Raw genomic sequence first — 26,738 nt, 5'->3', positions numbered from 1 at the left:
GTTTCCCTTGTCTCGCATACTCACCGAGCCGACTGCTGAAGAAACCCTCACCGAACACGATGCGAAAATGTTTGGCTCGCCCAAGGAACGCCTGGATTTCTACCGTCGCGAGATCCAGTACGAAACCAGCATCCTCGCCAACCGCACCGACGCCTATCTGGCGGCGCAATCGTTTCTGGTGATCGCGTTCGCTTCATGCATGGCCAACCTCAACCCTGAGTGGGGCAAGTTGTTCACTCTGGTGGTGCCACCTTTTCTGGCGCTGCTCGGGTTGCTCAGTTCGCTCAACGCCTGGCCGGGCATTCGGGCGGCGTACGACATCATTGATCACTGGCACTTCAAGCAAAGTCAGTTGCTGCAGAGCGAACCGCTGATGGGCCTGGCCTACGACGAATCGCCGCTGTTCAGCGAAATGGAGTCGAGCCACAAGGGTTACCGCAAATCGCTGCTGTTCTCGGTGCGCACGCCGTGGATCTTTGCGGTGTTCTGGATGCTGCTGGGGGCTTATGCGGTGTTCATTCAGGTGACCAATCCCGGAGGCTGATCGCCGCCCAAAGAAAAAGCCCGGACTTCGCAGCCGGGCTTTTCTTTGGGCGGTTTTTCATTCGACGGTTTCAAGCTGCCGACGCAGTTCTTGCGAATGATGCGGCGACATCGGAATCGGCGGGAAGTCCTCGTTGAGGACACACAAATGGTCGATGGCTTCCTCGAACTTCGCATCGGCTTTGCGGCGCAGCGCTCGATAGCGTTCAAACTGTTCGATATCCAGATTGTGCGCTTCCAGCAGCTCGTGAGCCGCTCGATTGAGGGCGTGGGCGTCTTCGAACAATTGACGATTGCGTTCCAGGGCCAAGGCCCTGCAAGCCTTGATTTGTGCAGGAGTCGAGCATTCTTTCATGACCGTAACCTTGTTATCCAAAGATTCCTTTTCATAGGCTGCAAGCCGCAGGGGAACCGAACCTGCCGGACCTCGCCGGGTGCATCCAGCGAGGGGTTATGGTTGTGACTGCGAGGATCTGTGTAGGGATCCATTTATTTTCAGAAGAAAGTTCGATGGATTGTTCCAGCAGCATACGCAGGAAGAATCAGTTTTTTCGTTTTTGCCATTGTTCGTAGCGAGCGAGGATCGGCTGGGTACTGATGCCATGCAGCAAAATACTCAGCGCCACCACTGACAGCGTGATGTCGGTGCACAGCGTGGCGACCGGGGCACTCAGGCCATGGTTCAAGGCATAAAACAGATAGAACAGGCTGCCGATCCCACGAATGCCGAACCAGCCGATCAACAACCGCTGAGGGCCGTCGAGCAAGCTGCCCCACGGCATTATTGCCACGCAGGCCGGACGCACCACGCAGAACAGCACCGCGCCCACCAGCAGCGCCCGCCAGTCCCAATGCGCCACCAGCACCACGCCGAGCAGGGTTACCAGAAACACTTCCATGGCCCGTTCCACCAGACTGCCGAACGACAGCATGTCGCCCATCATGATCCCGGCGGCGACCTGGCTGCTTTCCAGCTGTTCGGTGTCACCGTGTACGGCGTGCTGCGGTTCGATGTTCTGGTGGCCCACCACCGGTTGCACCAGATGTTCGGCGGGTGGCTGACTGGCGCCGGTGGATTTCACTTCTTCCTGACGCAAGCCGAGGCCGGCGGCAAACACCGACAGAAAGCCAAAACCGCCGATGGCGTCCGCGCCGACGTAAGCCAGCGCTATCAACGCCAGGGCCAAGTAATCGTTCGGGCTCAAGGTGCTGTCGTCGTTATGAATGCGCAGCGACAGGGTCAGCCGCCCGATGCCGCGACCCATCCAGTAACCGGTCAGCAGGCCGACGGGCACCGCCCACAACACACTGCGCAACAGCCAGTCGGTCAGGGCGCCGGAAGGCGCGTCGGCCTGCAACAGCAACAGCCCGAGGATCACGAACGGAAAGGCAATCCCGTCGTTCAGCCCGGCTTCGCCGGACAGCCCAAAACGCACGCCGTCGACATCCCTCGCATCGTTGACCTGCACCAGCGCGGCCAGTACCGGGTCGGTCGGCGCCAGAATCGCGCCGATCAGCAGCGACGGTGCCCAAGGCAAATCCAGGCCCCAATGCAGCAACAGGCTGACCCCGGCGATGGTCAGCACCATCACCGGGCCGGCCAGGCCGAATGCGATTCGCCAACGTTTGTCGCGCAGTGGCAGCCGCAACTTGAGCCCGCAGACAAACAGCGAAAACAGCACCGCGACTTCCGTCAGGTGCTCCATCCACACCGCAGCGTTTTCCACCGACAGTTTCAACAGATCGAGCCCGGCCGGGCCGATGCCGATCCCCAGCAACAGGCACACGGCCGAGGTGGTGACCGGCATCCAGCGCAGGTACGAAGAGGTCAGCGCGAGGGTCAGCAATACGGCGCCCAGCACCGCGACCCAGATGACAAAGCTCATGGCGGCTTACAACATCGGCTTGCCGCCCGTGACTCCATAACGCTGGCCGGTGATGTAACTGGCTTCATCCGAGGCCAGCAGCACGTAGATCGGCGCCACTTCCACCGGTTGTCCCGGACGTCCCAGCGGGGTTTCGCTGCCGAAGTTCTGCACTTCTTCATCGGGCATGGTCGAGACGATCAACGGCGTCCAGATCGGCCCGGGTGCTACGCAGTTCACGCGGATTTCTTTCGGCCCGAGTATCTGCGCCAGACCGCCGGTGAAGTTGGCGATCGCGCCTTTGGTGGTCGCGTAGGCGAGCAGGGTGGGTTTGGGCATGTCCGAGTTGATCGAGCTGGTGTTGATGATCGACGCGCCGGGACGCATGTGTTTGATCGCCGCCTGGCACAGGCGGAAGATCGCCGTGATGTTGACGTCGAAGGTCATCACCCATTCCTCGTCGGGGATTTCCTCGAAGGTCTCGTGGGTCATCTGGAACGCGGCGTTGTTGACCAGCACGTCGATGCGCCCGAAGCGTTCGACGGTCTGGTCCACCAGCGCCTGGCATTGGGCCTTTTGCGCAATATCGCCGGGCAGCAGCAGGCACTGGCGGCCCGCCTGTTCGACCCAGCGCGCGGTCTCTTTGGCGTCGTCATGTTCATTGAGATAGGCCACGGCGACGTCTGCGCCTTCACGGGCGAAGGCAATCGCCACGGCGCGGCCGATGCCGCTGTCGGCGCCGGTGATCAACGCAATCTTGCCAGCCAGGCGTCCGGAGCCGACGTAGCTTTGCTCGCCACAGTCGGGATGGGGCTGCATTTTGCTTTGCGAGCCCGGGACGGCTTGAGCTTGTTTGAGGAAGGGTGGTTTTGGATAGTCGGTCATCACAAATCTCCGAGGTCTTAGGGCAGGTATGGGCGGTTGACCCGGACGGTTTGCCGTGAGTTCGATCGGATTTTGGATGACCACAAAACCATTGTAGGAGTGAGCCTGCTCGCGATAGCGGTGTATCAGCCGACATTGATGTTGAATGTCAGTCAGCTATCGCGAGCAGGCTCACTCCTACAGATTGATGGTGTTTTCAGGTGTTGCGTTGTGCCAGTGCGCGCTCCATGCGGCCAATGCCTTCTTCCAGCAACGAACGCGGGCAGCCAAAGTTCAGGCGCACGAACTGTTGGTGCTGATCGCCGAAATCCACACCGGCGCTGAGGCCGACCTTGGCCTGCTCAAGGAAGAACTGCTGCGGATTGTCCAGATCCAGCGCCGAGCAATCGAGCCACGCCAGATACGTCCCTTGCGGCACATTGATAGACACGCCCGGCAAGCGACTGCGCACGGCGTCCACCAGCCAGTCGCGGTTGGCCTGCAGGTAGGTTTTCAGCTCGGCGAGCCACGGTGCGCCTTCGCTGTAGGCGACGCGGGTGGCTTCCATGCCCAGCGGATTGACGCTGTCGACCATGCCGCAGCGGGCGTGGTTGACGCGCTCGCGCAGGGCGGCGTCTTGGATGATCATGAACGAGGTCTTGAGGCCGGCGATGTTGTACGCCTTGCTGGCCGACATCAGGGTGATGGTGCGCTTGGCGATGTCCGGGCTCAGGGACGCGGTCGGAATGTGCACGCGGCCATCGAAGCACAGCTCGGCGTGGATCTCGTCGGAGATGATCCAGGCGTCATGCGCCATGCAGACGTCGGCGATATCCGTCAGCTCTTGCGCAGTGAACACCTTGCCAATCGGGTTGTGCGGGTTGCTCAGCAGCAGGGCGCCGCCCTTGGCGAGCGACTGACTCAATGCCTCCAGCGGAGTGGCGTAGGTGCCATCGGCCTGGGCGACGAACTCCAGCTCGACCTTGTTCAGCCCCCAATGCCCCGGCGCATGCCGCAGCGGCGGGTAGTTCGGCACTTGCACCACGACGTTCTGCTGCGGCTGCACCAGGGCTTTCAAAGCCATGTTGAAACCGGATTCAACCCCGGGCAGGAAAATCAGTTCCTGCGGTTTGACCTTCCAGGCGAACTTGTTCCACAGGTCGGCGACGATGGCTTCACGCAGATTGTCCTGCGCCACGCTGTAGCCCACCAGCGGGTGCAGCAGGCGCTGCTGCAACGCCTCGATGATCACCGGCGGCGCGGCGAAATCCATATCAGCGACCCACATCGGCAACACATCGGCCGGGTAGCGGCTCCATTTGGTGCTGCCGGTGTTGTGGCGGTCGAATACCTGATCAAAATCGAAAGTCATGCGCGGTCTCGTGAAGGCGGGATGGGTCCTGGGCGACATGATAAACCCGGAACCCCTGTAGGAGCTGCCAAAGGCTGCGATCTTTTGATCTTGTTTTTAACAATCAAAAGCAAAAGATCGCAGCCTTTGGCAGCTCCTACAGGGGAATGATCCGACAAACGGCCGACGGTCGGTTTTCACACAGAACGTGTGGTCATTGTCTACAGTGAAAAAACCGGCAGTCATCCTGCCGTAACCGTGTCTGTCCAGAAAAAGCCCGGCATCAGTACCGGGTTCCACCTGATCAGGAGTGCACGATGGATCTCAGCCGTCGTCAGTTCTTCAAGGTCGCCGGTATCGGCCTTGCAGGCTCTAGCCTGGGCGCGTTGGGCATGGCCCCGACGCCAGCCTTCGCCGAGCAGGTGCGTCACTTCAAGCTTGCCCACACCCATGAAACCCGCAACACCTGCCCGTATTGCTCGGTCGGTTGCGGGTTGATCATGTACAGCCAGGGCGATGCCGCGAAGAACGTCGCGCAAAATATCATTCACATCGAAGGCGACGCCGACCACCCGGTCAACCGCGGCACCCTGTGCCCAAAAGGCGCGGGCCTGCTGGACTTCATTCACAGCCCGGGCCGTTTGCTCTATCCGCAAACGCGCAAACCCGGCAGCAGCGAATGGACCCGGATCAGCTGGGACGAAGCGCTGGATCGCATCGCCGACCTGATGAAGGCCGACCGCGACGCCAATTTCATCGAGCAGAACGCCACCGGGCAGACGGTGAACCGCTGGCTCACCACCGGCTTCCTCGCGGCGTCGGCGGCGTCCAACGAAGCGGGCTACATCACCCAGAAGGTGATTCGCAGTCTCGGCATGCTGGGGTTCGATAACCAGGCGCGTGTCTGACACGGCCCGACGGTGGCAAGTCTTGCCCCGACGTACGGCCGTGGTGCCATGACCAATACCTGGACCGATATCGCCAACGCGAATCTGATCCTGGTGATGGGCGGCAACGCAGCAGAAGCGCATCCGTGTGGCTTCAAATGGGTGACCGAGGCCAAGGCGCACAACGCCGCCCGGCTGATCGTGGTCGACCCGCGTTTTACCCGGACTGCTTCGGTGGCCGACTATTACGCACCGATCCGTACCGGCACCGACATCGCCTTCATGGGCGGCTTGATCAATTACCTGCTGACCGAGGACAAGATCCAGCACGAATACGTGCGCAACTACACCGACGTCTCGTTCATCGTCAAAGCCGGCTATGGCTTCGAAGACGGGATATTCAGTGGCTACGACGCGGCCAAACGCAGCTACACCGACAAGTCCGGCTGGGGTTACGAGCTGGGCGAGGACGGTTTCGTCAAGGTCGATCCGACCCTGCAGGACCCGCGCTGCGTCTATCAACTGATGAAGCAGCATTACAGCCGCTACAACATCGATCTCGCGAGCCAGATCTGCGGCATGCCGGTCGATGCGATGAAAAAAATCTGGGAAGAAATCGCCACCTGCTCGACCCCGGGCAAGACCATGACGATTCTCTATGCCCTGGGCTGGACGCAGCACTCGATCGGCGCGCAGATCATCCGCAGTGCGGCGATGGTGCAACTGCTGCTGGGCAACGTCGGCATGCCGGGCGGGGGCGTCAATGCCTTGCGTGGGCACTCGAACATTCAGGGCCTGACTGACCTTGGTTTGCTGTCCAACTCGCTGCCGGGCTACCTGACCCTGGGCAGCGACGCCGAGCAGGATTACAACGCCTTCATCAAAAAACGCACGCAAATGCCGTTGCGTCCGGGGCAATTGTCCTACTGGCAGAACTACAGCAAATTCCACGTCAGCCTGATGAAGTCGTGGTACGGCGCCAACGCCACCGTCGAGAACAACTGGCTCTATGACCATTTGCCGAAACTCGACATCCCCAACTATGACGTCCTGAAGATGTTCGACCTGATGAGCCAGGGCAAGGTCAACGGCTACGTGTGCCAAGGGTTCAACCCCATCGCTGCATTGCCGGACAAGAACCGGGTGATGGGCGCGCTGGCCAAACTCAAGTGGCTGGTGGTGATGGACCCGCTGGCCACCGAGACCTCGGAGTTCTGGCACAACGTCGGGCCGTACAACGACGTGAAAAGCGCCGACATCCAGACCGAAGTCATTCGCCTGCCCACCACCTGCTTTGCCGAAGAGGACGGTTCACTGGTCAACAGCAGCCGCTGGCTGCAATGGCACTGGAAAGGCGCCGATGGCCCGGGCGAAGCGCAGACCGACATTCGCATCATGAGCGAACTGTTCCTGCGCCTGCGCAAGCGTTATCAGGCCGAGGGCGGCAAATTCCCCGATCCGCTGTTGAAACTGTCGTGGCCGTACAAGATTCCCGACGAGCCCTCGCCGGAGGAACTGGCGAAGGAAATCAATGGTAGCGCCATGGCCGACTTCACCGATGCCAGCGGCGCAACGGTCAAGGCCGGCTCGCAACTGGCCGCGTTCGCTCAGCTCAAGGACGACGGCAGCACCGCGTCCGGCTGCTGGATCTTCGCCGGCAGCTGGACCGAGGCCGGTAACCAGATGGCCCGCCGCGACAATGCCGACCCGTATGGCATGCACCAGCACCTGGGCTGGGCCTGGGCGTGGCCGGCCAACCGGCGAATCCTCTACAACCGTGCATCGGCGGACGTTGCGGGCAAGCCGTGGGATCCGAAGAAACGCCTGGTGTGGTGGAACGGCAAGGCCTGGGGCGGCACCGACGTGCCGGACTACAAGGCCGATGTGCCGCCGGAAGCCGGGATGAGCCCGTTCATCATGAACCCCGAAGGCGTGGCGCGGTTCTTCGCCGTCGACAAGATGAACGAAGGGCCATTCCCCGAGCACTACGAGCCGTTCGAAACGCCGATCGGCATCAACCCGCTGCACCCGCAAAACAAGAAAGCCACCAGCAACCCGGCGGCGCGGATCTTCGATTCGGTCTGGGAAAGCCTCGGCGAAGCCAAGGACTTCCCGTACGCCGGCACCAGTTACCGGCTGACCGAGCACTTCCACTTCTGGAGCAAGCATTGCAAGTTGAATGCAATTGCCCAGCCTGAGCAGTTCGTCGAGATCGGCGAAGTGCTGGCGAAGGAGAAGGGCATCGCCGCCGGGGATCGGGTGCGGGTCAGCTGTAAACGCGGGTTCATCGAGGCGGTCGCGGTGGTGACCAAACGCATCCGGCCGCTGCAGGTCAACGGCCAGGTGGTGCATCAGATCGGCATTCCGCTGCATTGGGGCTTTACCGGCCTGACGCGTCACGGCTACCTGACCAACACCCTGGTGCCGTTCCTCGGCGATGGCAACACACAGACCCCGGAATCCAAGTCATTCCTGGTCAACGTGGAGAAAATATAGATGGCCAGCCAAGACATCATTGCCCGCTCGGCCACCACCACGGTGCCGCCCTCGGTGAGGAATCAGCAGGAAGTCGCCAAGCTGATCGACACCACCAAATGCATCGGCTGCAAGGCCTGTCAGGTCGCCTGCTCGGAATGGAACGAGCTGCGCGACGAGGTCGGCCACAACCACGGCACCTACGACAACCCGCAGGACCTCAGCGCCGAAACCTGGACGTTGATGCGCTTCACCGAGCACGAAACCGACGCCGGCAACCTCGAGTGGCTGATCCGCAAGGACGGCTGCATGCATTGCGCCGAGCCCGGCTGCCTGGCCGCCTGCCCGAGTCCCGGGGCGATCATCAAGCACGCCAACGGCATCGTCGATTTCGATCAGGATCACTGCATCGGCTGCGGCTACTGCATCACCGGTTGCCCGTTCAACATTCCGCGGATTTCGCAGAAGGATCACAAGGCCTATAAGTGCACCTTGTGTTCCGACCGCGTTGCGGTAGGACTGGAGCCGGCCTGTGTGAAAACCTGCCCGACCGGGGCCATCGTCTTTGGCAGCAAGGAAGACATGAAGGAACACGCCGCCGAACGCATCGTCGACCTGAAAAGCCGCGGCTTCGACAACGCCGGGCTGTATGACCCGGAAGGCGTCGGCGGCACCCACGTGATGTACGTGCTGCACCACGCCGACACGCCGAAGATCTACGCCGGGTTACCGAATGCGCCGGCCATCAGCCCGCTGGTGGGCTTGTGGAAGGGCATCAGCAAACCGCTGGGATTGCTGGCGATGGGCGCGGCGGTGCTGGCCGGGTTTTTCCACTACGTGCGTATCGGGCCGAACCGCGTCGAGGAGGATGAACATCCGGCGCCACCCGACACCTCGGTGCATACCGTCGATCCGGCGGTGCACACCTTCGATCCACGCGGGGAGGACCGGCCATGAGCAACAAGACGATCCTGCGTTACACCGCTAACCAGCGCACCAATCACTGGCTGGTGGCGATTCTGTTCTTCATGGCCGGGCTGTCCGGGCTGGCGTTGTTTCATCCGTCGATGTTCTGGCTGACCCACCTGTTCGGCGGCGGGCCGTGGACGCGGATTCTGCATCCGTTCATGGGCGTGCTGATGTTCGTGTTGTTCCTCGGCCTGGTGTTCAGGTTCTGGCGCGCGAACTTCTTCATCGGCAATGACTGGAAGTGGCTGCGCCGCATCGATCGGGTGCTGGTCAACGACGAAGAGACGGTGCCGCCGGTGGGCAAGTACAACGCCGGGCAGAAGCTGCTGTTCTGGACTTTACTGCTGTGCATGCTCGGTTTGCTGTTCACCGGGCTGGTGATCTGGCGCGCGTATTTCAGCGCGTATTTCGGCATCACCGTGATTCGCTGGGCGATGCTGCTGCATGCGCTGGCCGGGTTTGTGCTGATCCTCAGCATCATCATTCACATCTACGCCGGGCTGTGGATCAAGGGGTCCATCGACGCGATGCTGCATGGTTGGGTCAGCCGCGCCTGGGCGAAGAAACACCACGAACTCTGGTACCGCGACATCACCCGCGACGAACGCCATCCGGATGCGCCGGAACGACCGATCACCAAAAAGGGCTGACCTTTGGCAACCATTCTTGAACCCGGGGAAATCGAAGCGGCGGCCAGTTCGCCGCCGTTTCTGTACCTGCCACCGCACAACCTGTTCAGCCTGCGCGCGCAACGCCTGGAACACCTGGCCGAAGGGCATGCGCTGGCCGACTACCTGCATCTGATTGCCGGGTTGTGCCGGGTGCAGCAGCAGGTAATGGATGATCCGCCGCTGTCTACGCCGATTGATGAACAGCGCCTTGACGTTTGCCAGCGCCACGGCCTGCCGCCATTTGCGGCCGACACGCTGGTGCGCGAGGAGAGCTGGCAGGCTTATCTGGATGCATTGCTGCAACGCTATGTGCCGCCGGAACAACCGGCGGTACTCGACGCGGTAGCCACGCTAGGGGAGGCCAGCCCCGGACAGTTGCGTGCGTGGGCCGTGGCATTGGTCAGCGGCCAATACTCGCTGGTGCCGGCAGCGCTGGTGCCGTTTCTCGGCGCCGGCCTGCAAGTGGCGTGGAGCCACTGGCTGCTCAGCGTACCCAACCTGCAACTGAAACCCGGCGACAGCCTCAGCCAATGCCCCGGCTGTGGTTCACCGGCAATGGCCGGGGTGATCCGCCATCGCGGCAAGCACAACGGCCTGCGTTATCTGGTGTGCTCGCTGTGCGCCTGCGAATGGCACGTGGTGCGGGTCAAGTGCGTGTATTGCGAGTCAAGTAAAGGTCTGGATTACCTGAGCCTCGAAGACGATCGCCACGCGGCCAATCAGGCGCCAATTCGGGCGGAGGTTTGCCCCAGCTGCAACAGCTACCTGAAACTGGTGTATCTGGAAAACGATGCCGAAGGCGAAGCGCTGTCGGCAGACCTGACCAGCCTGTTGCTCGACATGCGTCTGGCGCAGGACGGTTTTCAGCGTCTGGCCCCGAATCTGTTGCTGGCGCCGGGAGACGAATGACCTTAGCGTCTACACTCGCCGGACAGTCTTGTTTTTTCGGGAGTGGCTGATGTCCGCAAGTGTTGCCCCGCGTTTGCCGTCCATTGATGCTTTGTTGCGTCACCCGGCTTGTCTGCCGCTGCTTGAGCGTTATGGTCGTGAGGCGTTGCTGAGCCGCTTGCGTCAGTTGCTGGATGAATTGCGTGCTGACGTGTTGAACGGGCAATTGTCGGCCATCGAAATCAGCCCGCAAGTGCTGGCGGGCCGGGTCGGTGAGCGCCTGGCCCAGCAGCAGCGCAGCCACGTGCGCCGGGTGTTCAACCTCACCGGCACGGTGCTGCACACCAATCTGGGCCGGGCGCTGTTGCCGGATGAAGCCATCGACGCGGTGCAGATGGCCGCGCGCTATCCGCTCAATCTGGAATTCGATCTGGCCAGCGGCAAGCGCGGGGACCGCGACGATTTGATCGAAGGCCTGATCCGCGAGCTGACCGGCGCCGAAGCCGTCACCGTGGTCAACAACAATGCCGCCGCCGTGCTGCTGACGCTGAACAGCCTTGGCGCGCGCAAGGAAGGCATCATCTCGCGCGGTGAGTTGATCGAGATCGGCGGCGCGTTCCGCATTCCCGACATCATGGCCCGCGCCGGTGTGCGCCTGCACGAAGTCGGCACCACCAACCGCACCCACGCCCGCGACTACGAAGCAGCGATCAGCCCGCGCAGCGGTTTGATCATGCGCGTGCATGCGAGCAACTACAGCATTGAGGGTTTCACCGCGCGGGTGCCGACAGCGGAGCTGGCTGAGTTGGCCCACCGGCATGGCTTGCCACTGCTGGAGGATCTGGGCAGCGGCAGTCTGCTGGACCTGACCCGTTGGGGCCTGCCGGCGGAACCGACGGTGCGCCAAGCGCTGCTGGATGGCGCGGACATCGTCACCTTCAGCGGCGACAAATTGCTCGGCGGACCGCAGGCCGGGTTGATCGTCGGGCGCAAAGAGCTGATCGCGAAGATCAAGAAGAATCCGTTGAAGCGCGCCTTGCGTGTCGACAAGTTGACCCTGGCCGCACTGGAGGCGGTGCTGGGTTTGTATCGCGACCCGGATCGCCTCGCCGAGCGTCTGCCGAGTCTGCGGCTGTTGACTCGCCCGCAAGCCGACATCTACGCCCAGGCCTCTCGTTTGCAACCGGCGATGGCCGAGGCCTTGGGCGAACTCTGGCAGGTCAGCGCCGTTCAGGCCTTGGGCATGATCGGCAGCGGCAGCCAACCGGTGGCGCGATTGCCCAGTGCCGCCCTGTGCCTGCGCCCGCACGTGTCCAAGCGTCTGCGCGGACGTTGCCTGCTCAATCTTGAGGCGGCATTGCGTGCCTTGCCGATCCCGGTGCTCGGTCGCATTGACGACGATGCGCTGTGGCTGGATCTGCGCCAACTCGACGATGAGCCGGCGTGGCTGGCGCAGTTGCCGCAGTTGCGGGTCGAGTCGTGATTGTCGGCACCGCAGGGCACATCGACCATGGCAAGACATCGCTGCTGCAAGTGCTGACCGGGCAAACCGGCGACCGCCGCCCGCAGGAGCGCGAACGCGGGATGACCATCGATCTCGGTTATCTCTACGCCGAACTGCAACCCGGCGCCGGACTGACCGGTTTTATCGACGTGCCAGGCCACGAGAAATTCACCCACAACATGCTCGCCGGGGCGCAGGGTATCGATCTGGTGTTGCTGGTCGTCGCGGCGGATGACGGGGTGATGCCGCAGACCCGTGAGCATCTGGCGATTGTCGAGTTGCTGGGGATTCCCCGGGCGTTGGTGGCGATCACCAAATGCGATCGGGTCGAGGCGGGCAGGGTGGAAGAGGTGCAGCGCCAGGTTCTGGATTTGCTCGAGGCCGGGCCTTTTGCCGAGGCGCCGATAGTGCCTGTGTCGAGCGTGACCGGGTACGGTGTCGATGAATTGCGGCAGAGTTTGTTGCGCACTCAGGGCGAAGTGCATGAACGCAGTCGCGAAGGTGGATTTCGCCTGGCCATCGACCGCGCTTTCAGCGTGGCCGGTGCGGGGATTGTGGTCACTGGCACGGCGTTGTCGGGGGTTGTTTCTGTAGAGGACAGACTGGTTTTGGGGCCTCTGGGTAAAACCGTCCGGGTTCGCGGCCTGCACGCGCAGAATCGGCCCGCCGAACAGGCCTGCGCCGGGCAACGGGTAGCCTTGAACATCAGTGGCGAGCGCCTGGCGCTGGAACAGATTCATCGCGGCCAATGGGTGCTGAGCGAGTGGCTGCACGCACCGACGCAACGGGTCGATATCGACTTTCAGCTGCTGCCCGGTGAGCGTACGTTCGAACACTTCCACCCGGTGCACGTGCACCTCGGTACTCAGGACGTCATCGCTCGCGTGGCGTTGCTCGAAGGCCCGCGCTTGAGCCCCGGCGAGCGCATGTATGCGCAACTGCTGATCAACGCGCCGGTGCATGCGGTGAAGGGCGATCGCTTGATCCTGCGAGACTCCAGCGCCCAGCGCACCCTCGGCGGCGGCCAGGTGCTCGACCCGTTTGCCCCGGCCCGGCAACGTCGCAGCCCGGAACGACTGGCGCAACTGCAAGCCCTGGCCGGCCATGACAGCCTTGAACAGGCGCTGCCGGTGCTGCTCGACCACTGCGCTGGCGGCCTCGATCCGCAGCAGCTGGAGCGTCAATTCAATCGCCCGCGTGCCGACTGGTCGCTACCGGCCAATGTGCGCCTGATCGACACCCGCCACGGCCCGGTGCTGTTCAACGTGCAGCGCTGGGGGCAGTTGAAGTTCACCCTGTTGGAGCAACTGGCGAAATTGCATGAGCTGGAACCGGACCAGATGGGGCCGGACCGCGATCGCCTGCGCCGCTTCAGTGGTCTGGCGCTGGAGCGCTCGACCTTTGCCAGCCTGCTGGACGAGCTGCGCGCTGCCGGGTCGATCAACGCCAGCGGGCCGTGGCTACATCTGCCCGATCATCAAGTGCGCTTGAATGCCGAAGACGAAACCCTGTGGCAGCAGATGCAGCCGCTGTTCGAGCAGGCCGGGTTTGATCCGCCGTGGGTGCGCGATGTCGCGAAAACGCTCGGTGTAGACGACGCGGTGGTGCGCCTGCTGCTGCGCAAACTGGCGCGGTTGGGTTTAATGCATCAAATCGTGCGCGACCTGTTTCTGACGGACGTGCAACTGCGGCGCATGGCCGGCGTGCTGCTGCACCTGGAACAGGAAAATCCTCAGATCCAGGTGACAACCTTTCGTGATGCGCTAGGCTTGGGACGCAAACGCTGTATTCAGTACCTGGAATACTTCGACCGCCTCGGCCTGACCCGGCGCATCGGCGAATCCCGCGTGATCCGCCCCGACAACGCGCTGGCCAGCGCCGACGCACCCTGAGTTCAAAGGAAGGCAATCGCGCCCGGTGGCGCGGCCGGGCTTCAAACCCGGTTGGGGACGGCATCCGTTCCCGGGCAGGTTCGACTCCGGCTGCCTTCCGCCAATTATCCCGACGCCCCGCAAACCTCCTTGTAGGCCTTCGCCTGCTCGCGAAGACCTACAGGGGATTGGGTTTTCAGGCGGGCGGGTCGAGGTTGTCGAGGGCGCGGTTGACGGTCATTTCGCCCAGCATCACCACTTGTTGAATGCCCAGCAGGGTGTTGCGGTACGGCGCATCCAGCAAACCGGCGAAATCGCTGAGCATGACGCTGGCCGAGGCTAGCGATTCACTGGCGTGAACCAGCAAGGTCTCGTTGTCGGCACCGGGGTCGACGTGGAACAGGCTACTGGGTTTGCGGGAAATGTCTGGGGTGGGCGGTTTGAGGTAATGATCGAGAGCGCGGTCGGCAGCTTCGTGGAGTTTTTTCGAGTCGATGGCTTCGTAGGGTGACGTCGGGTCTGAGTCTGGCGGGTTGGGCGTTACCTTGAACATGGTGAAGCTCCTTTGTTGGATGAGCCGCCAACGTCTGTCGCTAAACAGGTGAGGGTGGCGGCTGTACGCAGGTTAGCGAACCGGTCAAAGGCACCCGGTAGACCCGAAGGTCTCCCGCATACAGCCACCATAGCGAGATTGCGGACATAAGCCCGCAACGAAGCCTGGAGTGCTGATGCGCCTTTAAATAATTCGAGTCGCTAAACCCGATCGCTGAATATGTCAGCGACCCGAAAACGATAGAGACCCGGGCCAAAGCGCACAAGCCGGCGGATTCTGGCGTAGCCGTAGGCAACGACGCAAGGATGTGTAGGCTGTGAGAGTGTCTGGAAGTGTTGCTTAAACGGTGCTGTTTAACCACGAGCCATCAAAAAACCAGCGGGTACTGAATCACCACATAAATCCGGTCAATATCATCCCCGGCCTGCGCCTCGTTGGCTCGGTGCGAGACATGCGATAGCTGCACCGACAGGTCCTTCGCCGCGCCCGATTGCACGATGTACTTCAGATCAATATCGCGCTCCCAGTGTTTGCCGCCAGCGCCTTGCTGCGGTTGGTATTGACCGCGCTCGGCATCGAACGGGTTGTACGCGCCGCCCTCGGGGGCGTGGGTGCCGTCGATGTGGCTGCCGGAAACGTAGCGGGTCATGAAGGTGAGGCCGGGGATGCCGAACGCGCCCAGGTCAAGGTCGTAGCGTGCTTGCCAGGAGCGTTCACCGGCGCCGTTGAAGTCGGCGTATTTGATCGAGTTGGAGAGGTAGATCGAGTCGCCGCCGACGAAATCGAACGGCGTGTTGCCGTTGACGCGCTGCCAGCCGAGCAGCATTGCGTGCGGGCCGAAGGTGTATTTGCCGGACAGGCTGAATGCTGTGTTGTCGATCGCGCCGGCCAGCGCGCGGCCGGTATTACGGGTGTGGTAGAGGTTGGCATCGAGCAGCACGCCAGACTGTTTGAAATGCAGATTGCCGTAGTACTGATGCCAGGTGTCGGTCAGTTCCGAGGCGTACAGCGAACCACCGACGGGACTGTCGCCGAACAAGTCAGCGCCGAGGAAACTGATCCCGCCGGCCTCGGTGTTGGCACCGTAGCCATAAAAATCGCCGTGCCCAGAGGAGCTGTCCTGATTCTTGAACGCGGTGAAGTGCCCGGCCACCAGACTGACTTCATCGATTTCCCGACTGTTGAGCAGCAGGCCCGTGGCGTATTCCGGTTGCAGGCGTTTGTCCGAGGTGTCGAATACTGGGGTTTCCACGGTCATTTCGCCGAACGCCAGGGTGGTGCGCGAAACCTTGAGTTTGAAGGCGCCACCAGCGCTGGAGTAATCCGGCTCGCTGCGGCCACTGCTGTCGACCGGCAACAGGCCGGTACCGGAATGACCTTTGCCACCATCGAGTTTAAGGCCAAGAAAAGCATGGGCATCGATGCCGAAGCCGACATCGCCCGGCGTGTATCCGGAAGTGAACGTGCCGATAAAACCCTGAGCCCATTCCTGCTTATAGTTTTTGCCAGCGGGAGAGGGCGAGCGGTAGTCGTTGCTCAGGTAGAAGTTGCGGCTGAGCCCTTCAGTTTTGGCGTCGTCGAAGAAGTCATTAGCCAAAGCACTGTCGGTCGCTGCGCAAAGCAGGGCCAACAGCGCAAAGCGTGGTGTTGAGAGAGCCATCGTGAGGGACCGACAATCAGGGAAGGTCTCTGATGATGGGCAAGATCAACCGGGCTGGATTGAGCCGATGTGCTGAGTTCAAGGCATACCTGATTTCCCTCTACAGGGGATATGGGTTACAGGCGGCCATACTCCCGCGCCGTACGATCCACCGCGATGCGCGTCTTGTCGACCAGTTCATCCAGTTCCGCCCGCGTGGCGATCAACGCCGGGGCCATGATCATCCGGCCCAGGGTCGAACGGATAATCAAACCTTCCTCAAAGCCAATCGTGCGGCAGCGCCAGGCGATGTCGTTCTCGTTGGCGAAACGCTTGCGGGTGGCTTTATCCTCGGCGAACTGCAACGCCGCCACCAGCCCGACACCCTGAACCTCACCCACCAGCGGGTGGTTGCCGAACACTTCGCGCAGGCAGTTCTGCAAGTAAGGCCCGGTGTCGTTTTTCACCTGCGTGACCACGCCTTCATCGCGCAAGGCCTTGAGGTTGGCAATCGCCACGGCGGCCGCGACCGGGTGGCCGGAATAGGTCAGGCCGTGGGCGAACACGCCGCCTTTTTCCACCAGTGCCTCGGCCATGCGCCGCGACAGGATCAGCCCGCCCATGGGGATGTAACCGGAGGTCAGGCCTTTGGCGATGGACAGGGTGTCCGGTTCAAAACCGAAGGCCTGATGCGCGAACCACTCGCCGGTGCGGCCGAAACCGCCGATGACTTCGTCGGCGCATAGCAGCACGTCGTATTGGCGGCAGATGCGCTGGATTTCCGGCCAGTAGGTAGCGGGCGGGATGATCATGCCGCCGGCGCCCTGGAAGGGTTCGGCGACGAACGCGGCGACCTTGTCGGGGCCCAGTTCGAGGATCTTGTCTTCCAGTTGCCGTGCGGCGCGCAGGCCGAATTCTTCCGGGCTGAGATTGCCTTCGTGGGCGAACCAGTACGGCTCGTCGATGTGCGCCACGTCGGGAATGGTGCCGCCCATTTCGTGCATGAACTTCATGCCGCCCAGCGCCGTCGCGGCCAGGGTCGAGCCGTGGTAGCCGTTCCAGCGGCCGATCATGATTTTCTTCTCGGGCTGGCCCATCACCTGCCAGAACTTGCGCACAGTGCGGATCAGCACTTCGTTGGCTTCGGAGCCGGAGTTGGTGTAGATCGCGTGGCTGTAGTGCCGGGGCAGCAGGCTGAACAGCAGCTCGGAGAGCTCAATCACCTGCGGGTGGGTGGTGTGGAAGAACATGTTGTAGTAGGGCAGTTGTTGCAGCTGCGCCGTTGCCGCGGCGGCGAGATCCTTGCGCCCGTAGCCGAGGTTGGTGCACCACAGACCGGACATGCCGTCCAGATACCGATTGCCGTCGTTGTCCCACAGCGCCAGGCGATCACCACTGACCATCACCCGCGGTCCTTCCTCGTTGAGCGCCTTCTGATCGACGAACGCGTGGATGTGGTGGGCGGCGTCGGCGGCCTGATAATCGCGGGTGCTGCGGGTCGGATCGAGTTCGGCGGACATGGCGGTTCTCCAGAGAAACGGGGCAGGTGGGTGCGCGTTCATTCCAGCGGTGCACGGTCAATATTTGTCACTTAAAAATATTTTTGTAAAGAAAATATTTGTCGGTAAAAAAAGAAATCCGTAGGCTGACGCCCATCAGCAACACAGGACACCAGCACCATGAGCGGGCTCAGAGAACGGCAAAAGGAACAGCGCAGGGAAGTCATCGCGCAGGCAGCGCTGGAGCTGTTCATCAGTAACGGCTTCGGCGCCACCACGCTGGAGCAGATCGCCAATCAGGCCGGGGTTTCCGCGCCGACGGTGGTCAACTATTTCGGCGGCAAGCAGGAGATTTTGCTGGCGTTGCTCAAGCAACCGGACGAGCAGGCGATGCGCGATGCCCGAGCCAATCTCGATGACGACAGCGATCCGCTGGAGGCGCTGTGCGAGTTCGAGGGCCTGATGACCGATTACCAACTGCAAGCGATGCCGGCCTCGCTGTGGCGTGAATTGGCGCCGTTTCTGCTGACCGGCGAACTGGCTCAGGCGTTGAGCCCGTGGAATGCGGCGGTAATCGAAGAGACCAAGGCGCTGCTCGGGCATTTTCAGGCGCAGGGCAAGGTGCGTGCGACGGTCGATCTGGACGTGGCGGCGACGTTGTTCAACCAGTACGCGAACATGGCTTTCATCCGGCTGGCGACCGAGCCTGAGCCGGACAGGGCAGCACATGCCGAACACATGCGCGGTGTTCTGGGCTTGATCTGCCATGGCATTTTGAGCAGCGAACAGCAGGCGCAAGCTTGAAACCCTGAAAACCCAACACATAACCCGTCGCGAGGGAGCTTGTCGGATCGTCGCACCGTCCCGCTGGGGCGCGAAGCGGCCCCGCTCTTGAGGAGGACTGCTGTGCAGTCGAGCGGGAGCAAGCTCCCTCACCACAAATAACTGGATGTATAGCGCCGAAGCGCGACGCAGGAGTGACCAAGATCACTTCATCGGGCGAATCCTTGCCCGGCCGGCGGAGTGTTCTCCGAGCATTCGATGTGCAGCTTGCCGTGGGTCATGATCCAGTGGATGAGGTCGGCGGTCGGAATCGAATGCACGTACTCCACCCATTGCGAATCGGCCGGACCGTATTGTTCGAAATAGCGGCGCAGGACAATCCGGCTCTGGTCGTTCGCCAAACCCAGGCAAAACTCTTGAAACAGCAACGGTGAGTCGCGCTCAGGCGCCGTGGTGCGTTGGCTGAGAATCAACGGATAGCGGGCGTCGTGGCCCTCGGCGGTATAGCGGTTGTGCAATGCGCTCATTGAATGCCCCCCGGTTGTCGATGGCGTGAAGGGTGCCTGATGGGTTTTGCCGCAGCATGTCCGCTTGATGTCCGAGATGACGGAATATTGCTCGATTGAAATAAATGACCCGGGCGCCAGAATAGTTTTAGATGCGTTCTTTTTTGGCCCGAGGATCCATGAACGTGAGCAGACTGCTGATCGTCGACGACGACGTGGAAGTTCTTGCCCTGCTGAAGAAGTTCTTCGTCCAGCACGCCTACGAAGTCGACGTGGCCGCCGACGGCGCAGCGATGTGGGCGGCAATTGCGCAGCAGCGCCCGGACACGATCATTCTCGACTTGATGCTGCCCGGCGAAGGGGGCCTGAGCCTGTGCCAGAAAGTGCGGGCGCAGATGGGCATTCCGATCATCATGCTGACCGCCATGGGCGAGTTGAGCGATCGCATCGTTGGCCTTGAACTGGGTGCGGACGACTACGTCACCAAGCCGTTTGCCCCGCGTGAACTGCTGGCCCGCCTGCGTGCCGTGCAGCGTCGCGCCGGTGAGCAGGTCAACCCGGGGAGCGAGCCGTCGCGGCCGGTGATCGCCTTCGCCGGTTGGCATCTGGACATCACCTGTCGCGAGCTGCGTTCTCCGGACAACGTGATGATTCCGCTGTCCGGTGGCGAGTTCGATCTGCTGGTGGTGTTTCTTGAACACCCGCAGCGCATCCTCACCCGCGAGCAACTGATCGACCTGTCTCGCGGTCACGGCCACGACGCCTTCGATCGCAGCATCGACGTGCAGGTCAGCCGCCTGCGCCGCAAGATCGAGCCGGACAGCAAACGCCCGGACCTGATCCGCACCGTGCGCAACGGCGGCTATCTGTTCACGGCCACGGTCACGCGCTCGTGATCCGTCGATTTCTGCGGCGCGACCCACTGAGTCGGCGGATTGCTTTGACCATTGTCGCGGCCATGCTCGCTTCGCTGGCGCTCAATTTCCTGTTCGTGGAGGTGGCGGGGAGCTGGGCGCGACCGCCCATTGAACGCACCGGGTTGCTGGAGCAGATTGCCGCCACCGTCAAGGTGATCGAGGCCGCACCCGCGCCTTTGCGCGCGCAACTGGCGCAAGCGGCAAGCGGCCCGAAGCAGAAGGTGACGTGGAGCGCGCAGCGTGCCGAGCTCGGATTGCCACCCAGTGGCACGCTGCTCATGGCCGGCGAGACGTCGGTGTTGCATCAGTTGCTGGGCGACGATCGACCCATTCGGGTGTTCAATCCCGGTGACTGGCCAAGCGGCAGTCCGGCGGCTCTTTACGCGGCGCTGATTCAGCTGCCGGATGCCAGCTGGCTGTTGTTTTCGTCGCCCGAGCGCTCCTGGGGCCTGGACGTCGGCACGCGCATCGCGATCATCATCGCCCTCGGCCTGATCGCCACGGTGCTGGTGGCCTGGCTTGCCACACGGCAACTGGCCCACCCGCTGCAACGCTTTGCCAGCGCTGCCCGCCGCTTTGGCGGCGATCTGCGTGCGCCGCCGATCAAGGTCGAAGGCCCGGACGAGATCCGCCAGGCGATCATCGCCTTCAACACCATGCAGGCGCAGATTCAGCACTACATCAGCGAACGCACGCACATGCTCGCGTCAATTTCCCACGACTTGCGCGCACCGCTGACCCGGATGCGCCTGCGCAGCGAGTTCATGGAAGATTTCGATCATCAAGGCAAACTGATCCGCGACATCGAAGAAATGCAGTCGATGATCAACGCCGCGCTGGCGTTCTTTCGTGAAGACACCCAGCCGGAGCCAACCACCGCGTTTGACCTGTCGGAGCTGCTGCAGACGATCATCGACGACTACCGCGACCAGCACATCGCCATCGATTTCCAGGGCCCGGCGCATCTGGTGTACGAAGGCCGGCCACTGGGGATCAAGCGCGTGATCGTCAATCTGCTGGAAAACGCCGAGAAGTATGCGCAGCAGCCGGCGATTGCCCTGAGCAGCGATGGCTACAGCGTCTGCATCGACGTCAGCGACAACGGCCCGGGGATTCCTGAAGCGTCGTTGGAGCGGGTGTTCGACCCGTTTTTCCGCCTCGAGACCTCGCGCAACCGTGAAACCGGCGGCGTCGGGCTCGGGTTGTCGGCGGCGCGGGCTATCGTGCGTGAGCAGGGCGGGGAGCTGACGTTGAGCAACCGCAGTGGCGGTGGGTTGCTGGCCAAGGTTGAACTGCCTTTGTAATACTTTGAAACATTTGCGGGCGACGAGCGGTCAACAGGACACAATCCACTGCAAGAAGCGTCCATGAAAACCCCACGGCCCTCCGCACGCCTTGAACCGCTGTCACAACTGCGCAATCTGAAAATGGCTCGCTCCGCGCACGCTTATGTGCGCGGTAGCACGGTTCAGTTTTATCAATGGCTGCACAGCCAGCCGGGCCGCAGCCTGCCGCAAGGGCCGGCGGTGTGGATCTGCGGCGATTGTCACGCCGGCAATCTGGGGCCGACCGGCGACCTGAAAGGGCGGATCGACATTCACATCCGCGACCTCGACCAGACCGTTATCGGCAACCCTGCGCATGATCTGGTGCGCCTGGCCTTGTCTCTGGCCACCGCCGCCCGTGGCTCGGACCTGCCCGGCGTGGCGACGGCGCGCATGCTCGAAGAGATGATGCGCGGTTACGAGCAGGCCTTCGAAGACGATGTCGATAAAGAACCGCCACGTCCCGCGCAAGTGAAAGCCGGGATGCGCAGCGCGGTGCAGCGCACCTGGAAGCACCTGGCCCAGGAACGCATCGAGAGCACCAAACCGACCATTCCGCTGGGTAAACACTTCTGGTCATTGTCACGGGAAGAGCGCAGCGCGCTGAAGACGCTGTGCGCCACGCCAGACCTGCACACGTTGGTGACGTCACTGAAGGGCCGCTCGAAGGATGACCGGGTGAAAATGCTCGACTCGGCCTATTGGGTCAAAGGCTGCAGTTCGCTGGGGCTCAAGCGTTATGCGGTGTTGCTGGGTGTCGGTGAGGACGACGATCAGGAGTATTGCTTGCTCGACATCAAGGAAGCCGTCGCCGCCGCCGCCCCACGGGTGGCTCGCGCGGCGATGCCCCGAGACAACGGCAAACGGGTGGTCGAAGGCGCCCGCTGTCTGTCGCCGGGCCTGGGCAACCGGATGGTGGCGGCCCGGGTGCTCGAGCATGGTTTCTTTATCCGCGAACTGCTGCCCCAGGACATGAAACTGGAGCTGGATCAATTGAGCCAGACCGATGCGATGCTGGCCGCCGGGTATCTGGCCCGCGTGGTGGGATTGGCTCACGCCCGGCAGATGGACCTGAGCACACGGGCGTCGTGGATGCGCGAGCTGCAGGCCTGTCGTTCAAAGACCCTGGATGCGCCGTCGTGGCTGTGGTCGAGTGTCGTGCAGTTGGTTGGTCAGCATGAGAAGGGCTATCTGGAGCATTGCCGGCGTTATGCGCTGGAGCATTGATCGCAACATCGGCAAACCCTTACCGGGCCAGCCCTTCCAGAGTAATCGTCACAGTGTTCGTTTGGCGCGGCCCGGCAAGCGGTGCATTCGTCTGACTGCGATAAGCGTTCGGGCTTAGGCCAAGCTGTTTTTGAAACGCACGGCGCATGCGTTCTTCCCGACCAAACCCTACGGTTTCAGCGATCCTCTTGATCGGCTCGCGGGTGGTCTTGAGCAACCAGGTGGCGGCCTCCAGACGTAAATTCTCCACCGCTTGTGCGGGTGTTTCTCCGGTCGCGGCGACATACGCACGAGCAAAGTGGCGCGGGCTCATGCCGAACTGCTCGGCCAGCCGTTCCACGCGTAAATCACCGTTCAGATTCGCGGCAATCCAGCCATGCAAACGCGCCAGACGCACATCCGGATCGGTACGCAACGCTTTGGCCTGGGCGTTGAGTGACGCACTGAGTTGCGGCTGTTCAGCGCTACGCCACAAAAACACCGTGAAATAGCGCGCCAGCGCCAACGCCGCGTGGGCGCCGAGGTCCTGTTCCACCAGCCCGAGCGCCAGATCGATGCCCGCCGTGGCGCCGCCACACGTCCAGAGGTTGTCGTCGTGCAGATAGAGCGCATCGGTCTGGCACTGCACGGCCGGGTAGCGCGCCTGCAACTCATCAGCGAATTTCCAGTGGGTCACGACTTTGCGGCCATCGAGCAGCCCGGCCGCGGCGAGCGCGAAGCTGCCGGTACCGATCGAGCAGAGACGGCGAATCTGCGGTGCGCGCTGGCTTAGCCAGTCGCAGGCGGGCCGGTCGGCCTCCAGCGCCGCCATGCCCGGGCCACCGGCAACGATCAAGGTGTCGATCAGCGGGGCCAGTTGGTCGATCTGTTCGAGCGAACACGTGGTGACGCTGATGCCTGAAATCGACATGACCTGACCGCCTCGCGGCGACGCCACCAGCAAGCGATAGGGCGGGTGGGCGATGAAGTCCCCGGCCAGCACCCGAGGAATCGCGGCAAACACTTCCAGCGGACCGGCCGCGTTGAGTAACAGCAGATCATCGAACGCCAACACCACCACGGTGCGCTCAGGCAGCGGCGAGGTGTCCGACATGGCAGCAAAGGAGGGGTGTTTGGCATGGAGCGGCACGGCGGGCCTCGACATACTGAATTCAGCGCAGGAATGAACGCACGACAATGCCGTTAAAAGCGCCTGCTGCCAACACTTCTCTGCCTTGATTACCGGACGCACCGGCCGCCTTGCGCCCGGCCCGGATTTGCCCGCCTGGAGTACGCCATGCCGACACTTGAACGCACCACCCGCAAACGCCAGAAAAGCGGCCTGATCGCGGTCGATCATGCCCGCAGTGCCGGCGGCTACACCTTGTTCGGCCCGCAAACGGCGGACGGCCATGTGTTTTTGATCGACCTGGACGGCGAAGTCGTCCATCGCTGGAAACTGCCGCAGCGCCCTGGCCGAGACGCGGTAATCCTGCGTAACGGCAACCTCGGTTACAACGGCAACCACCCCGATTCGCCGGATCTGTTCCCGGGCTGGTCGGTGTGGCATGGCGGTGCGTTCAGCGAAGTCACCCCCGACGGTGAGGTGGTCTGGGAACACACCGATCTGCTGCATCACCACGACGCGCAATGGCTGGACAACGGCCACCTGCTGTACACCACCGCCGAGCCGTTGAGCGCGGAACTGGCCGGTCGGGTGGTCGGTGGTATTCCCGGCAGCGAGGCGCCGGGCGGGGTGATTTACGCCGACGTGGTCAAGGAAGTCGATCGTCAGGGTCAGGTGGTCTGGGAATGGCGCAGTTGGGAACACCTGCGTCCCGAGGATTACCCGCTGCACGAGTGCTTTGAACGCCATCACTGGCCGATGACCAATGCCGTCACCCCGGGCCGCGACGGCAAAGTGCTTCTCAGTCTGCGCAGTGTGTCTTCGGTGATTGCCGTGCAGCGCGGCAGCGGCGAGGTGCTGTGGCGTCTGGGCCACGACCTGGTCGCGCAGCAGCACTGCCCGAGTGAACTGGAAAACGGCAACGTGCTGGTGTTCGACAACGGCATCTTCCGTCCGCATGTGAGCATGCCGCACTCACGCATCGTCGAAATCAATCCGGCCACCCAACGCATCGAATGGCAATACGCCGATACCCCGGGCTATGCGTTTTTCACCCCGTTCATGGGTGGCGCACAGCGTCTGCACAACGGCAACACGCTGGTGACCGAAGCCAACTTCGGCCGCTTGTTCGAAGTCACCCCGGCCGGTGAAGTGGTTTGGGAGTACGTCAATCCGCACTTCGCCAGCTATCCCGATGCGCCTTCGCGACGCTATCTGCCGGGCGAGAACAACGCCATTTTCCGCGCGCATCGCTATCAGCGTGAAGACCTGCCATGGCTGCGTGACTGAGGCGCGGGTCGCTGACGATTTAACCGGCCAGAGACGCTTTGCGGTTGCCGCCGTGAAATTTGTTCTGTAGATTTTCATGAAATTACAAGAACAGAATTTCACGAGGCCGCGAATGTTTCAGCAATCCCAGCGCCATGTCGACAGCTACTACGCCCACAGTTGCGCCGATCTCCTCAGTCAGCGACCGGTGCTGGAGGGCGCGCAAGACAGCGATGTGGTGATCGTCGGCGCGGGGTTCAGCGGCTTGCACACCGCGCTGCGTCTGGCGTTGGCCGGCAAGCGCGTCACCGTGCTGGAAGCCAGTCGTGTGGCGTGGGCCGCGTCGGGGCGTAATGGCGGGCAGGCGATTCTGGGCTGGTCGTGTGACATGCCACCATTGGAAGCCGCGCTGGGGCATGAGCGGGCGAAACGCCTGTGGGACGGCATGCGCTGGGCTGCACAAGAGTTGCGCACACTGCCGGGGCGTCACGGGTTCGATTGCGATTATCGTCCGGGGCATCTGTGGACGTCGGTGATGCCGCGTCGCGTCAGTCTGCTGACCGAATGGCAACACGAGGCCAGCCACAAGTGGGGCCACGACGCCCTGCAATTCATTCCCCGCGAAGACCTGCCGCAGTGGGTCGCCAGCGAGCGCTATCAGGCTGGACTGTATGACCCTGAAGGCGCACACCTCAATCCACTGAAACTGGCCCTCGGCCTGGCCGCTGCGATCGAGCGTGCCGGCGGGCGCATTTACGAGCAGAGCAAGGCGTTGAGTTATCAGCAGGAGGGCGCTGGTTTTCGGGTCAATACCGAGCGCGGTGCGGTGAAGGCCGATGTGCTGGTGCTGGCCTGCAACGCCTATCTCGATCAACTCGACCGGCAACTGGCCGCCTGCATTCTGCCGGTCGGCACCTACCAAGTCGCCACCGCGCCGCTGACGCCGGAGCAAGCCACTGCATTGCTGCCGAGCAACGTCTGCGTGACCGACAACCAGTTCGTCCTCGATTACTTCCGTCGTACACCGGACAACCGCTTGTTGTTCGGCGGAGGCTGCACTTACCTCGGCGGCATGCCCAAGGACATCGCGGCGGCGACCCGGCCGTTTCTCGAACGGGTGTTCCCGCAGCTCAAAGGCGTCGAGTTGGAGTTTGCCTGGGGCGGGCACATCGACCTGACGATCAATCGCACCCCGGACGTTGGCTGCGAGGGCAACCGCTACTGGCTGCAGGGTTACTCGGGCCACGGCGTGCTGCCGACGCTGGCGGCGGCCCGGGCGGTGTCCGACGCGATCCTCGGCCAGGGGGATGAACTGGCGCTGTATCAGGGCCTGAGCAATGGCCGGTTTCCCGGTGGCAAATACCTCGCCGCGCCACTGGAAGCCATCGGCAAGGCCTGGTATCGACTGCGCGACAGCATCTGATGAATTTTTTTCTGGAATCCCGGCCATGAACAAGCAAGAAGAAATCGCTGCGCTGGCGATCCTGATTCACGACCTGCGCAAGCACAAGAAATACACCCTGAAAGAGCTGGCCGACAAAATCGGCCGCTCGGTGGGTTTTCTGTCGCAGGTCGAACGTGGGCTGTCACGTCCGACCGTGGCCGACCTCACCGCGATCAGCGAAACCCTGGGCGTGCCGACCACCTATTTCTACAGCCTGCCCAAGCCCAAGCAGGTGCCGTGGGTCACCCGCCCGGACGAGCGCCGCACGTTGTATTACGCCAATGGCATTACCGACATTCTGGTGTCGCCGCAGATGCGCGCGTCGTTTTCCATGCTCGAAAGTCATCTGGAACCGGGCGCCAGCAGTGGCGACCGACACATGAGCGACAGCTCGGAGCAGGGCGGCTACGTCCTCGAAGGCGAACTGACCTTGTGGCTGGGCGATGACGAAGACCCGGTTACGCTGCGCGCCGGCGACAGCTTTCAATTCGCCAGTCACGCCCGTTGCCGTTACGGCAACCTCACCCAGCAGCTCACGCGCGTGCTCTGGGTCTACACCTGATAACAACCAAAGGACCACCGA

General features: G+C 62.4%; 23 protein-coding genes and 1 tRNA gene. 15 read left to right on the top strand and 9 right to left on the bottom strand.

Features of this window, described 5'->3' with window-relative positions; translation table 11 throughout:
• Window positions 1–7 precede the first annotated feature (7 nt).
• Window positions 8–544, top strand: a complete 537-nt coding sequence (locus HBN98_RS20415) for a hypothetical protein (protein WP_064587595.1) — start codon at window positions 8–10, stop codon at window positions 542–544.
• 57 nt (window positions 545–601) lie between these two features.
• Here HBN98_RS20415 and HBN98_RS20410 read toward each other — a convergent pair whose 3' ends face one another.
• The 4 genes from HBN98_RS20410 to HBN98_RS20395 form a co-directional block, all read right to left on the bottom strand.
• Complete coding sequence (locus HBN98_RS20410; RefSeq protein WP_064587594.1) at window positions 602–898, bottom strand: hypothetical protein; 297 nt, start codon at window positions 896–898, stop codon at window positions 602–604.
• A gap of 187 nt (window positions 899–1,085) precedes the next feature.
• Window positions 1,086–2,429 carry a cation:proton antiporter gene (locus tag HBN98_RS20405; protein WP_083369080.1) on the bottom strand — a complete coding sequence of 448 codons (1,344 nt, stop codon included), beginning with the start codon at window positions 2,427–2,429 and terminating at the stop codon, window positions 1,086–1,088.
• A gap of 6 nt (window positions 2,430–2,435) precedes the next feature.
• Window positions 2,436–3,293 (bottom strand): glucose 1-dehydrogenase, encoded by an 858-nt coding sequence (locus HBN98_RS20400; RefSeq protein ID WP_083369081.1) that lies wholly within the window; start codon window positions 3,291–3,293, stop codon window positions 2,436–2,438.
• Window positions 3,294–3,489: 196 nt separating this feature from the next.
• Window positions 3,490–4,644, bottom strand: a complete 1,155-nt coding sequence (locus HBN98_RS20395) for a MalY/PatB family protein (protein ID WP_083369082.1) — start codon at window positions 4,642–4,644, stop codon at window positions 3,490–3,492.
• A 296-nt stretch (window positions 4,645–4,940) separates the two neighbouring features.
• Between HBN98_RS20395 and fdnG the strand changes: the two genes are divergently transcribed.
• The 7 genes from fdnG (at window position 4,941) to HBN98_RS20360 (ending at window position 14,012) form a co-directional block, all read left to right on the top strand.
• Window positions 4,941–8,006, top strand: coding sequence for a formate dehydrogenase-N subunit alpha (fdnG, locus tag HBN98_RS20390; RefSeq protein WP_151101563.1), 3,066 nt, complete (start codon window positions 4,941–4,943; stop codon window positions 8,004–8,006).
• Entirely contained in the window at window positions 8,007–8,942 is a 936-nt protein-coding gene (gene fdxH, locus HBN98_RS20385) for a formate dehydrogenase subunit beta (protein ID WP_064587588.1), read from the top strand.
• On the top strand, window positions 8,939–9,604 hold the full coding sequence (locus HBN98_RS20380; protein WP_064587587.1) for a formate dehydrogenase subunit gamma: 666 nt from the start codon (window positions 8,939–8,941) through the stop codon (window positions 9,602–9,604). The genes fdxH and HBN98_RS20380 overlap by 4 nt, the downstream gene beginning before the upstream one ends.
• Before the next feature lie 3 nt (window positions 9,605–9,607).
• Window positions 9,608–10,534 (top strand): formate dehydrogenase accessory protein FdhE, encoded by a 927-nt coding sequence (gene fdhE, locus HBN98_RS20375; RefSeq protein WP_064587586.1) that lies wholly within the window; start codon window positions 9,608–9,610, stop codon window positions 10,532–10,534.
• Window positions 10,535–10,583: 49 nt separating this feature from the next.
• A complete protein-coding gene (gene selA / locus HBN98_RS20370; protein ID WP_083369084.1) occupies window positions 10,584–11,996 on the top strand; it encodes an L-seryl-tRNA(Sec) selenium transferase in 1,413 nt (470 codons plus the stop codon).
• Entirely contained in the window at window positions 11,993–13,909 is a 1,917-nt protein-coding gene (gene selB / locus HBN98_RS20365; RefSeq protein WP_083369085.1) for a selenocysteine-specific translation elongation factor, read from the top strand. The genes selA and selB overlap by 4 nt, the downstream gene beginning before the upstream one ends.
• A gap of 7 nt (window positions 13,910–13,916) precedes the next feature.
• A tRNA-Sec gene (locus HBN98_RS20360) sits at window positions 13,917–14,012 on the top strand.
• Window positions 14,013–14,084: 72 nt separating this feature from the next.
• Here HBN98_RS20360 and HBN98_RS20355 read toward each other — a convergent pair.
• The 3 genes from HBN98_RS20355 to HBN98_RS20345 all read right to left on the bottom strand — a co-directional run bounded on the left by HBN98_RS20355 (window position 14,085) and on the right by HBN98_RS20345 (window position 17,600).
• Complete coding sequence (locus HBN98_RS20355; RefSeq protein WP_083369086.1) at window positions 14,085–14,441, bottom strand: DUF6124 family protein; 357 nt, start codon at window positions 14,439–14,441, stop codon at window positions 14,085–14,087.
• A 367-nt stretch (window positions 14,442–14,808) separates the two neighbouring features.
• Complete coding sequence (locus HBN98_RS20350) at window positions 14,809–16,101, bottom strand: OprD family porin (protein WP_083369087.1); 1,293 nt, start codon at window positions 16,099–16,101, stop codon at window positions 14,809–14,811.
• Between the two features lie 116 nt (window positions 16,102–16,217).
• Window positions 16,218–17,600 (bottom strand): aspartate aminotransferase family protein, encoded by a 1,383-nt coding sequence (locus HBN98_RS20345; protein ID WP_083369088.1) that lies wholly within the window; start codon window positions 17,598–17,600, stop codon window positions 16,218–16,220.
• A 159-nt stretch (window positions 17,601–17,759) separates the two neighbouring features.
• Here HBN98_RS20345 and HBN98_RS20340 point away from each other — a divergent pair, with 159 nt between their 5' ends.
• A complete protein-coding gene (locus HBN98_RS20340) occupies window positions 17,760–18,383 on the top strand; it encodes a TetR/AcrR family transcriptional regulator (protein ID WP_083369089.1) in 624 nt (207 codons plus the stop codon).
• Window positions 18,384–18,571: 188 nt separating this feature from the next.
• Here the strand turns inward: HBN98_RS20340 and HBN98_RS20335 are convergent, their stop codons facing one another.
• A complete protein-coding gene (locus HBN98_RS20335; protein ID WP_083369090.1) occupies window positions 18,572–18,889 on the bottom strand; it encodes a hypothetical protein in 318 nt (105 codons plus the stop codon).
• Window positions 18,890–19,047: 158 nt separating this feature from the next.
• Here HBN98_RS20335 and HBN98_RS20330 point away from each other — a divergent pair, with 158 nt between their 5' ends.
• From HBN98_RS20330 to HBN98_RS20320, 3 genes are all read left to right on the top strand, one after another.
• A complete protein-coding gene (locus tag HBN98_RS20330) occupies window positions 19,048–19,764 on the top strand; it encodes a response regulator (protein WP_064587576.1) in 717 nt (238 codons plus the stop codon).
• Window positions 19,761–21,089, top strand: a complete 1,329-nt coding sequence (locus tag HBN98_RS20325) for an ATP-binding protein (protein ID WP_083369091.1) — start codon at window positions 19,761–19,763, stop codon at window positions 21,087–21,089. Before HBN98_RS20330 ends, HBN98_RS20325 begins: the two co-directional genes overlap by 4 nt.
• A 63-nt stretch (window positions 21,090–21,152) precedes the next feature.
• Window positions 21,153–22,337: a DUF2252 family protein gene (locus HBN98_RS20320; RefSeq protein WP_083369092.1), complete on the top strand. Its 1,185-nt coding sequence runs from the start codon at window positions 21,153–21,155 to the stop codon at window positions 22,335–22,337.
• Between the two features lie 19 nt (window positions 22,338–22,356).
• Here the strand turns inward: HBN98_RS20320 and HBN98_RS20315 are convergent, their stop codons facing one another.
• The gene (locus HBN98_RS20315; protein ID WP_151101565.1) at window positions 22,357–23,466 is read right to left on the bottom strand and encodes a GlxA family transcriptional regulator; all 1,110 of its coding nucleotides are present in this window, start codon (window positions 23,464–23,466) and stop codon (window positions 22,357–22,359) included.
• Between the two features lie 147 nt (window positions 23,467–23,613).
• Here HBN98_RS20315 and HBN98_RS20310 point away from each other — a divergent pair, with 147 nt between their 5' ends.
• The 3 genes from HBN98_RS20310 to HBN98_RS20300 all read left to right on the top strand — a co-directional run bounded on the left by HBN98_RS20310 (window position 23,614) and on the right by HBN98_RS20300 (window position 26,717).
• Window positions 23,614–24,732 carry an aryl-sulfate sulfotransferase gene (locus HBN98_RS20310; protein ID WP_083369094.1) on the top strand — a complete coding sequence of 373 codons (1,119 nt, stop codon included), beginning with the start codon at window positions 23,614–23,616 and terminating at the stop codon, window positions 24,730–24,732.
• 112 nt (window positions 24,733–24,844) lie between these two features.
• Entirely contained in the window at window positions 24,845–26,134 is a 1,290-nt protein-coding gene (locus HBN98_RS20305) for an NAD(P)/FAD-dependent oxidoreductase (RefSeq protein ID WP_083369095.1), read from the top strand.
• Window positions 26,135–26,159: 25 nt separating this feature from the next.
• Window positions 26,160–26,717 carry a helix-turn-helix domain-containing protein gene (locus tag HBN98_RS20300; protein ID WP_064587570.1) on the top strand — a complete coding sequence of 186 codons (558 nt, stop codon included), beginning with the start codon at window positions 26,160–26,162 and terminating at the stop codon, window positions 26,715–26,717.
• Window positions 26,718–26,738 lie beyond the last annotated feature (21 nt).

Source organism: Pseudomonas koreensis (assembly GCF_012986595.1).
Taxonomy (GTDB): Bacteria; Pseudomonadota; Gammaproteobacteria; order Pseudomonadales; family Pseudomonadaceae; genus Aquipseudomonas; species Aquipseudomonas koreensis.
The sequence above is the reverse complement of the archived record's forward strand: the minus strand, read 5'-3'. Positions and strand labels throughout refer to the sequence as shown.

What these genes read in the sequence shown, in the direction of transcription:
- HBN98_RS20350 (WP_083369087.1), bottom strand. Translation starts at nt 16,101, where the DNA reads ATGGCTCTCTCAACACCACGCTTTGCGCTGTTGGCCCTGCTTTGCGCA.
- HBN98_RS20310 (WP_083369094.1), top strand. Translation starts at nt 23,614, where the DNA reads ATGCCGACACTTGAACGCACCACCCGCAAACGCCAGAAAAGCGGCCTG.
- HBN98_RS20355 (WP_083369086.1), bottom strand. Translation starts at nt 14,441, where the DNA reads ATGTTCAAGGTAACGCCCAACCCGCCAGACTCAGACCCGACGTCACCC.
- HBN98_RS20395 (WP_083369082.1), bottom strand. Translation starts at nt 4,644, where the DNA reads ATGACTTTCGATTTTGATCAGGTATTCGACCGCCACAACACCGGCAGC.
- HBN98_RS20405 (WP_083369080.1), bottom strand. Translation starts at nt 2,429, where the DNA reads ATGAGCTTTGTCATCTGGGTCGCGGTGCTGGGCGCCGTATTGCTGACC.
- HBN98_RS20330 (WP_064587576.1), top strand. Translation starts at nt 19,048, where the DNA reads ATGAACGTGAGCAGACTGCTGATCGTCGACGACGACGTGGAAGTTCTT.
- HBN98_RS20380 (WP_064587587.1), top strand. Translation starts at nt 8,939, where the DNA reads ATGAGCAACAAGACGATCCTGCGTTACACCGCTAACCAGCGCACCAAT.
- selA (WP_083369084.1), top strand. Translation starts at nt 10,584, where the DNA reads ATGTCCGCAAGTGTTGCCCCGCGTTTGCCGTCCATTGATGCTTTGTTG.
- HBN98_RS20340 (WP_083369089.1), top strand. Translation starts at nt 17,760, where the DNA reads ATGAGCGGGCTCAGAGAACGGCAAAAGGAACAGCGCAGGGAAGTCATC.
- HBN98_RS20300 (WP_064587570.1), top strand. Translation starts at nt 26,160, where the DNA reads ATGAACAAGCAAGAAGAAATCGCTGCGCTGGCGATCCTGATTCACGAC.
- HBN98_RS20400 (WP_083369081.1), bottom strand. Translation starts at nt 3,293, where the DNA reads ATGACCGACTATCCAAAACCACCCTTCCTCAAACAAGCTCAAGCCGTC.
- fdxH (WP_064587588.1), top strand. Translation starts at nt 8,007, where the DNA reads ATGGCCAGCCAAGACATCATTGCCCGCTCGGCCACCACCACGGTGCCG.
- HBN98_RS20345 (WP_083369088.1), bottom strand. Translation starts at nt 17,600, where the DNA reads ATGTCCGCCGAACTCGATCCGACCCGCAGCACCCGCGATTATCAGGCC.
- HBN98_RS20305 (WP_083369095.1), top strand. Translation starts at nt 24,845, where the DNA reads ATGTTTCAGCAATCCCAGCGCCATGTCGACAGCTACTACGCCCACAGT.
- HBN98_RS20320 (WP_083369092.1), top strand. Translation starts at nt 21,153, where the DNA reads ATGAAAACCCCACGGCCCTCCGCACGCCTTGAACCGCTGTCACAACTG.
- HBN98_RS20335 (WP_083369090.1), bottom strand. Translation starts at nt 18,889, where the DNA reads ATGAGCGCATTGCACAACCGCTATACCGCCGAGGGCCACGACGCCCGC.
- HBN98_RS20410 (WP_064587594.1), bottom strand. Translation starts at nt 898, where the DNA reads ATGAAAGAATGCTCGACTCCTGCACAAATCAAGGCTTGCAGGGCCTTG.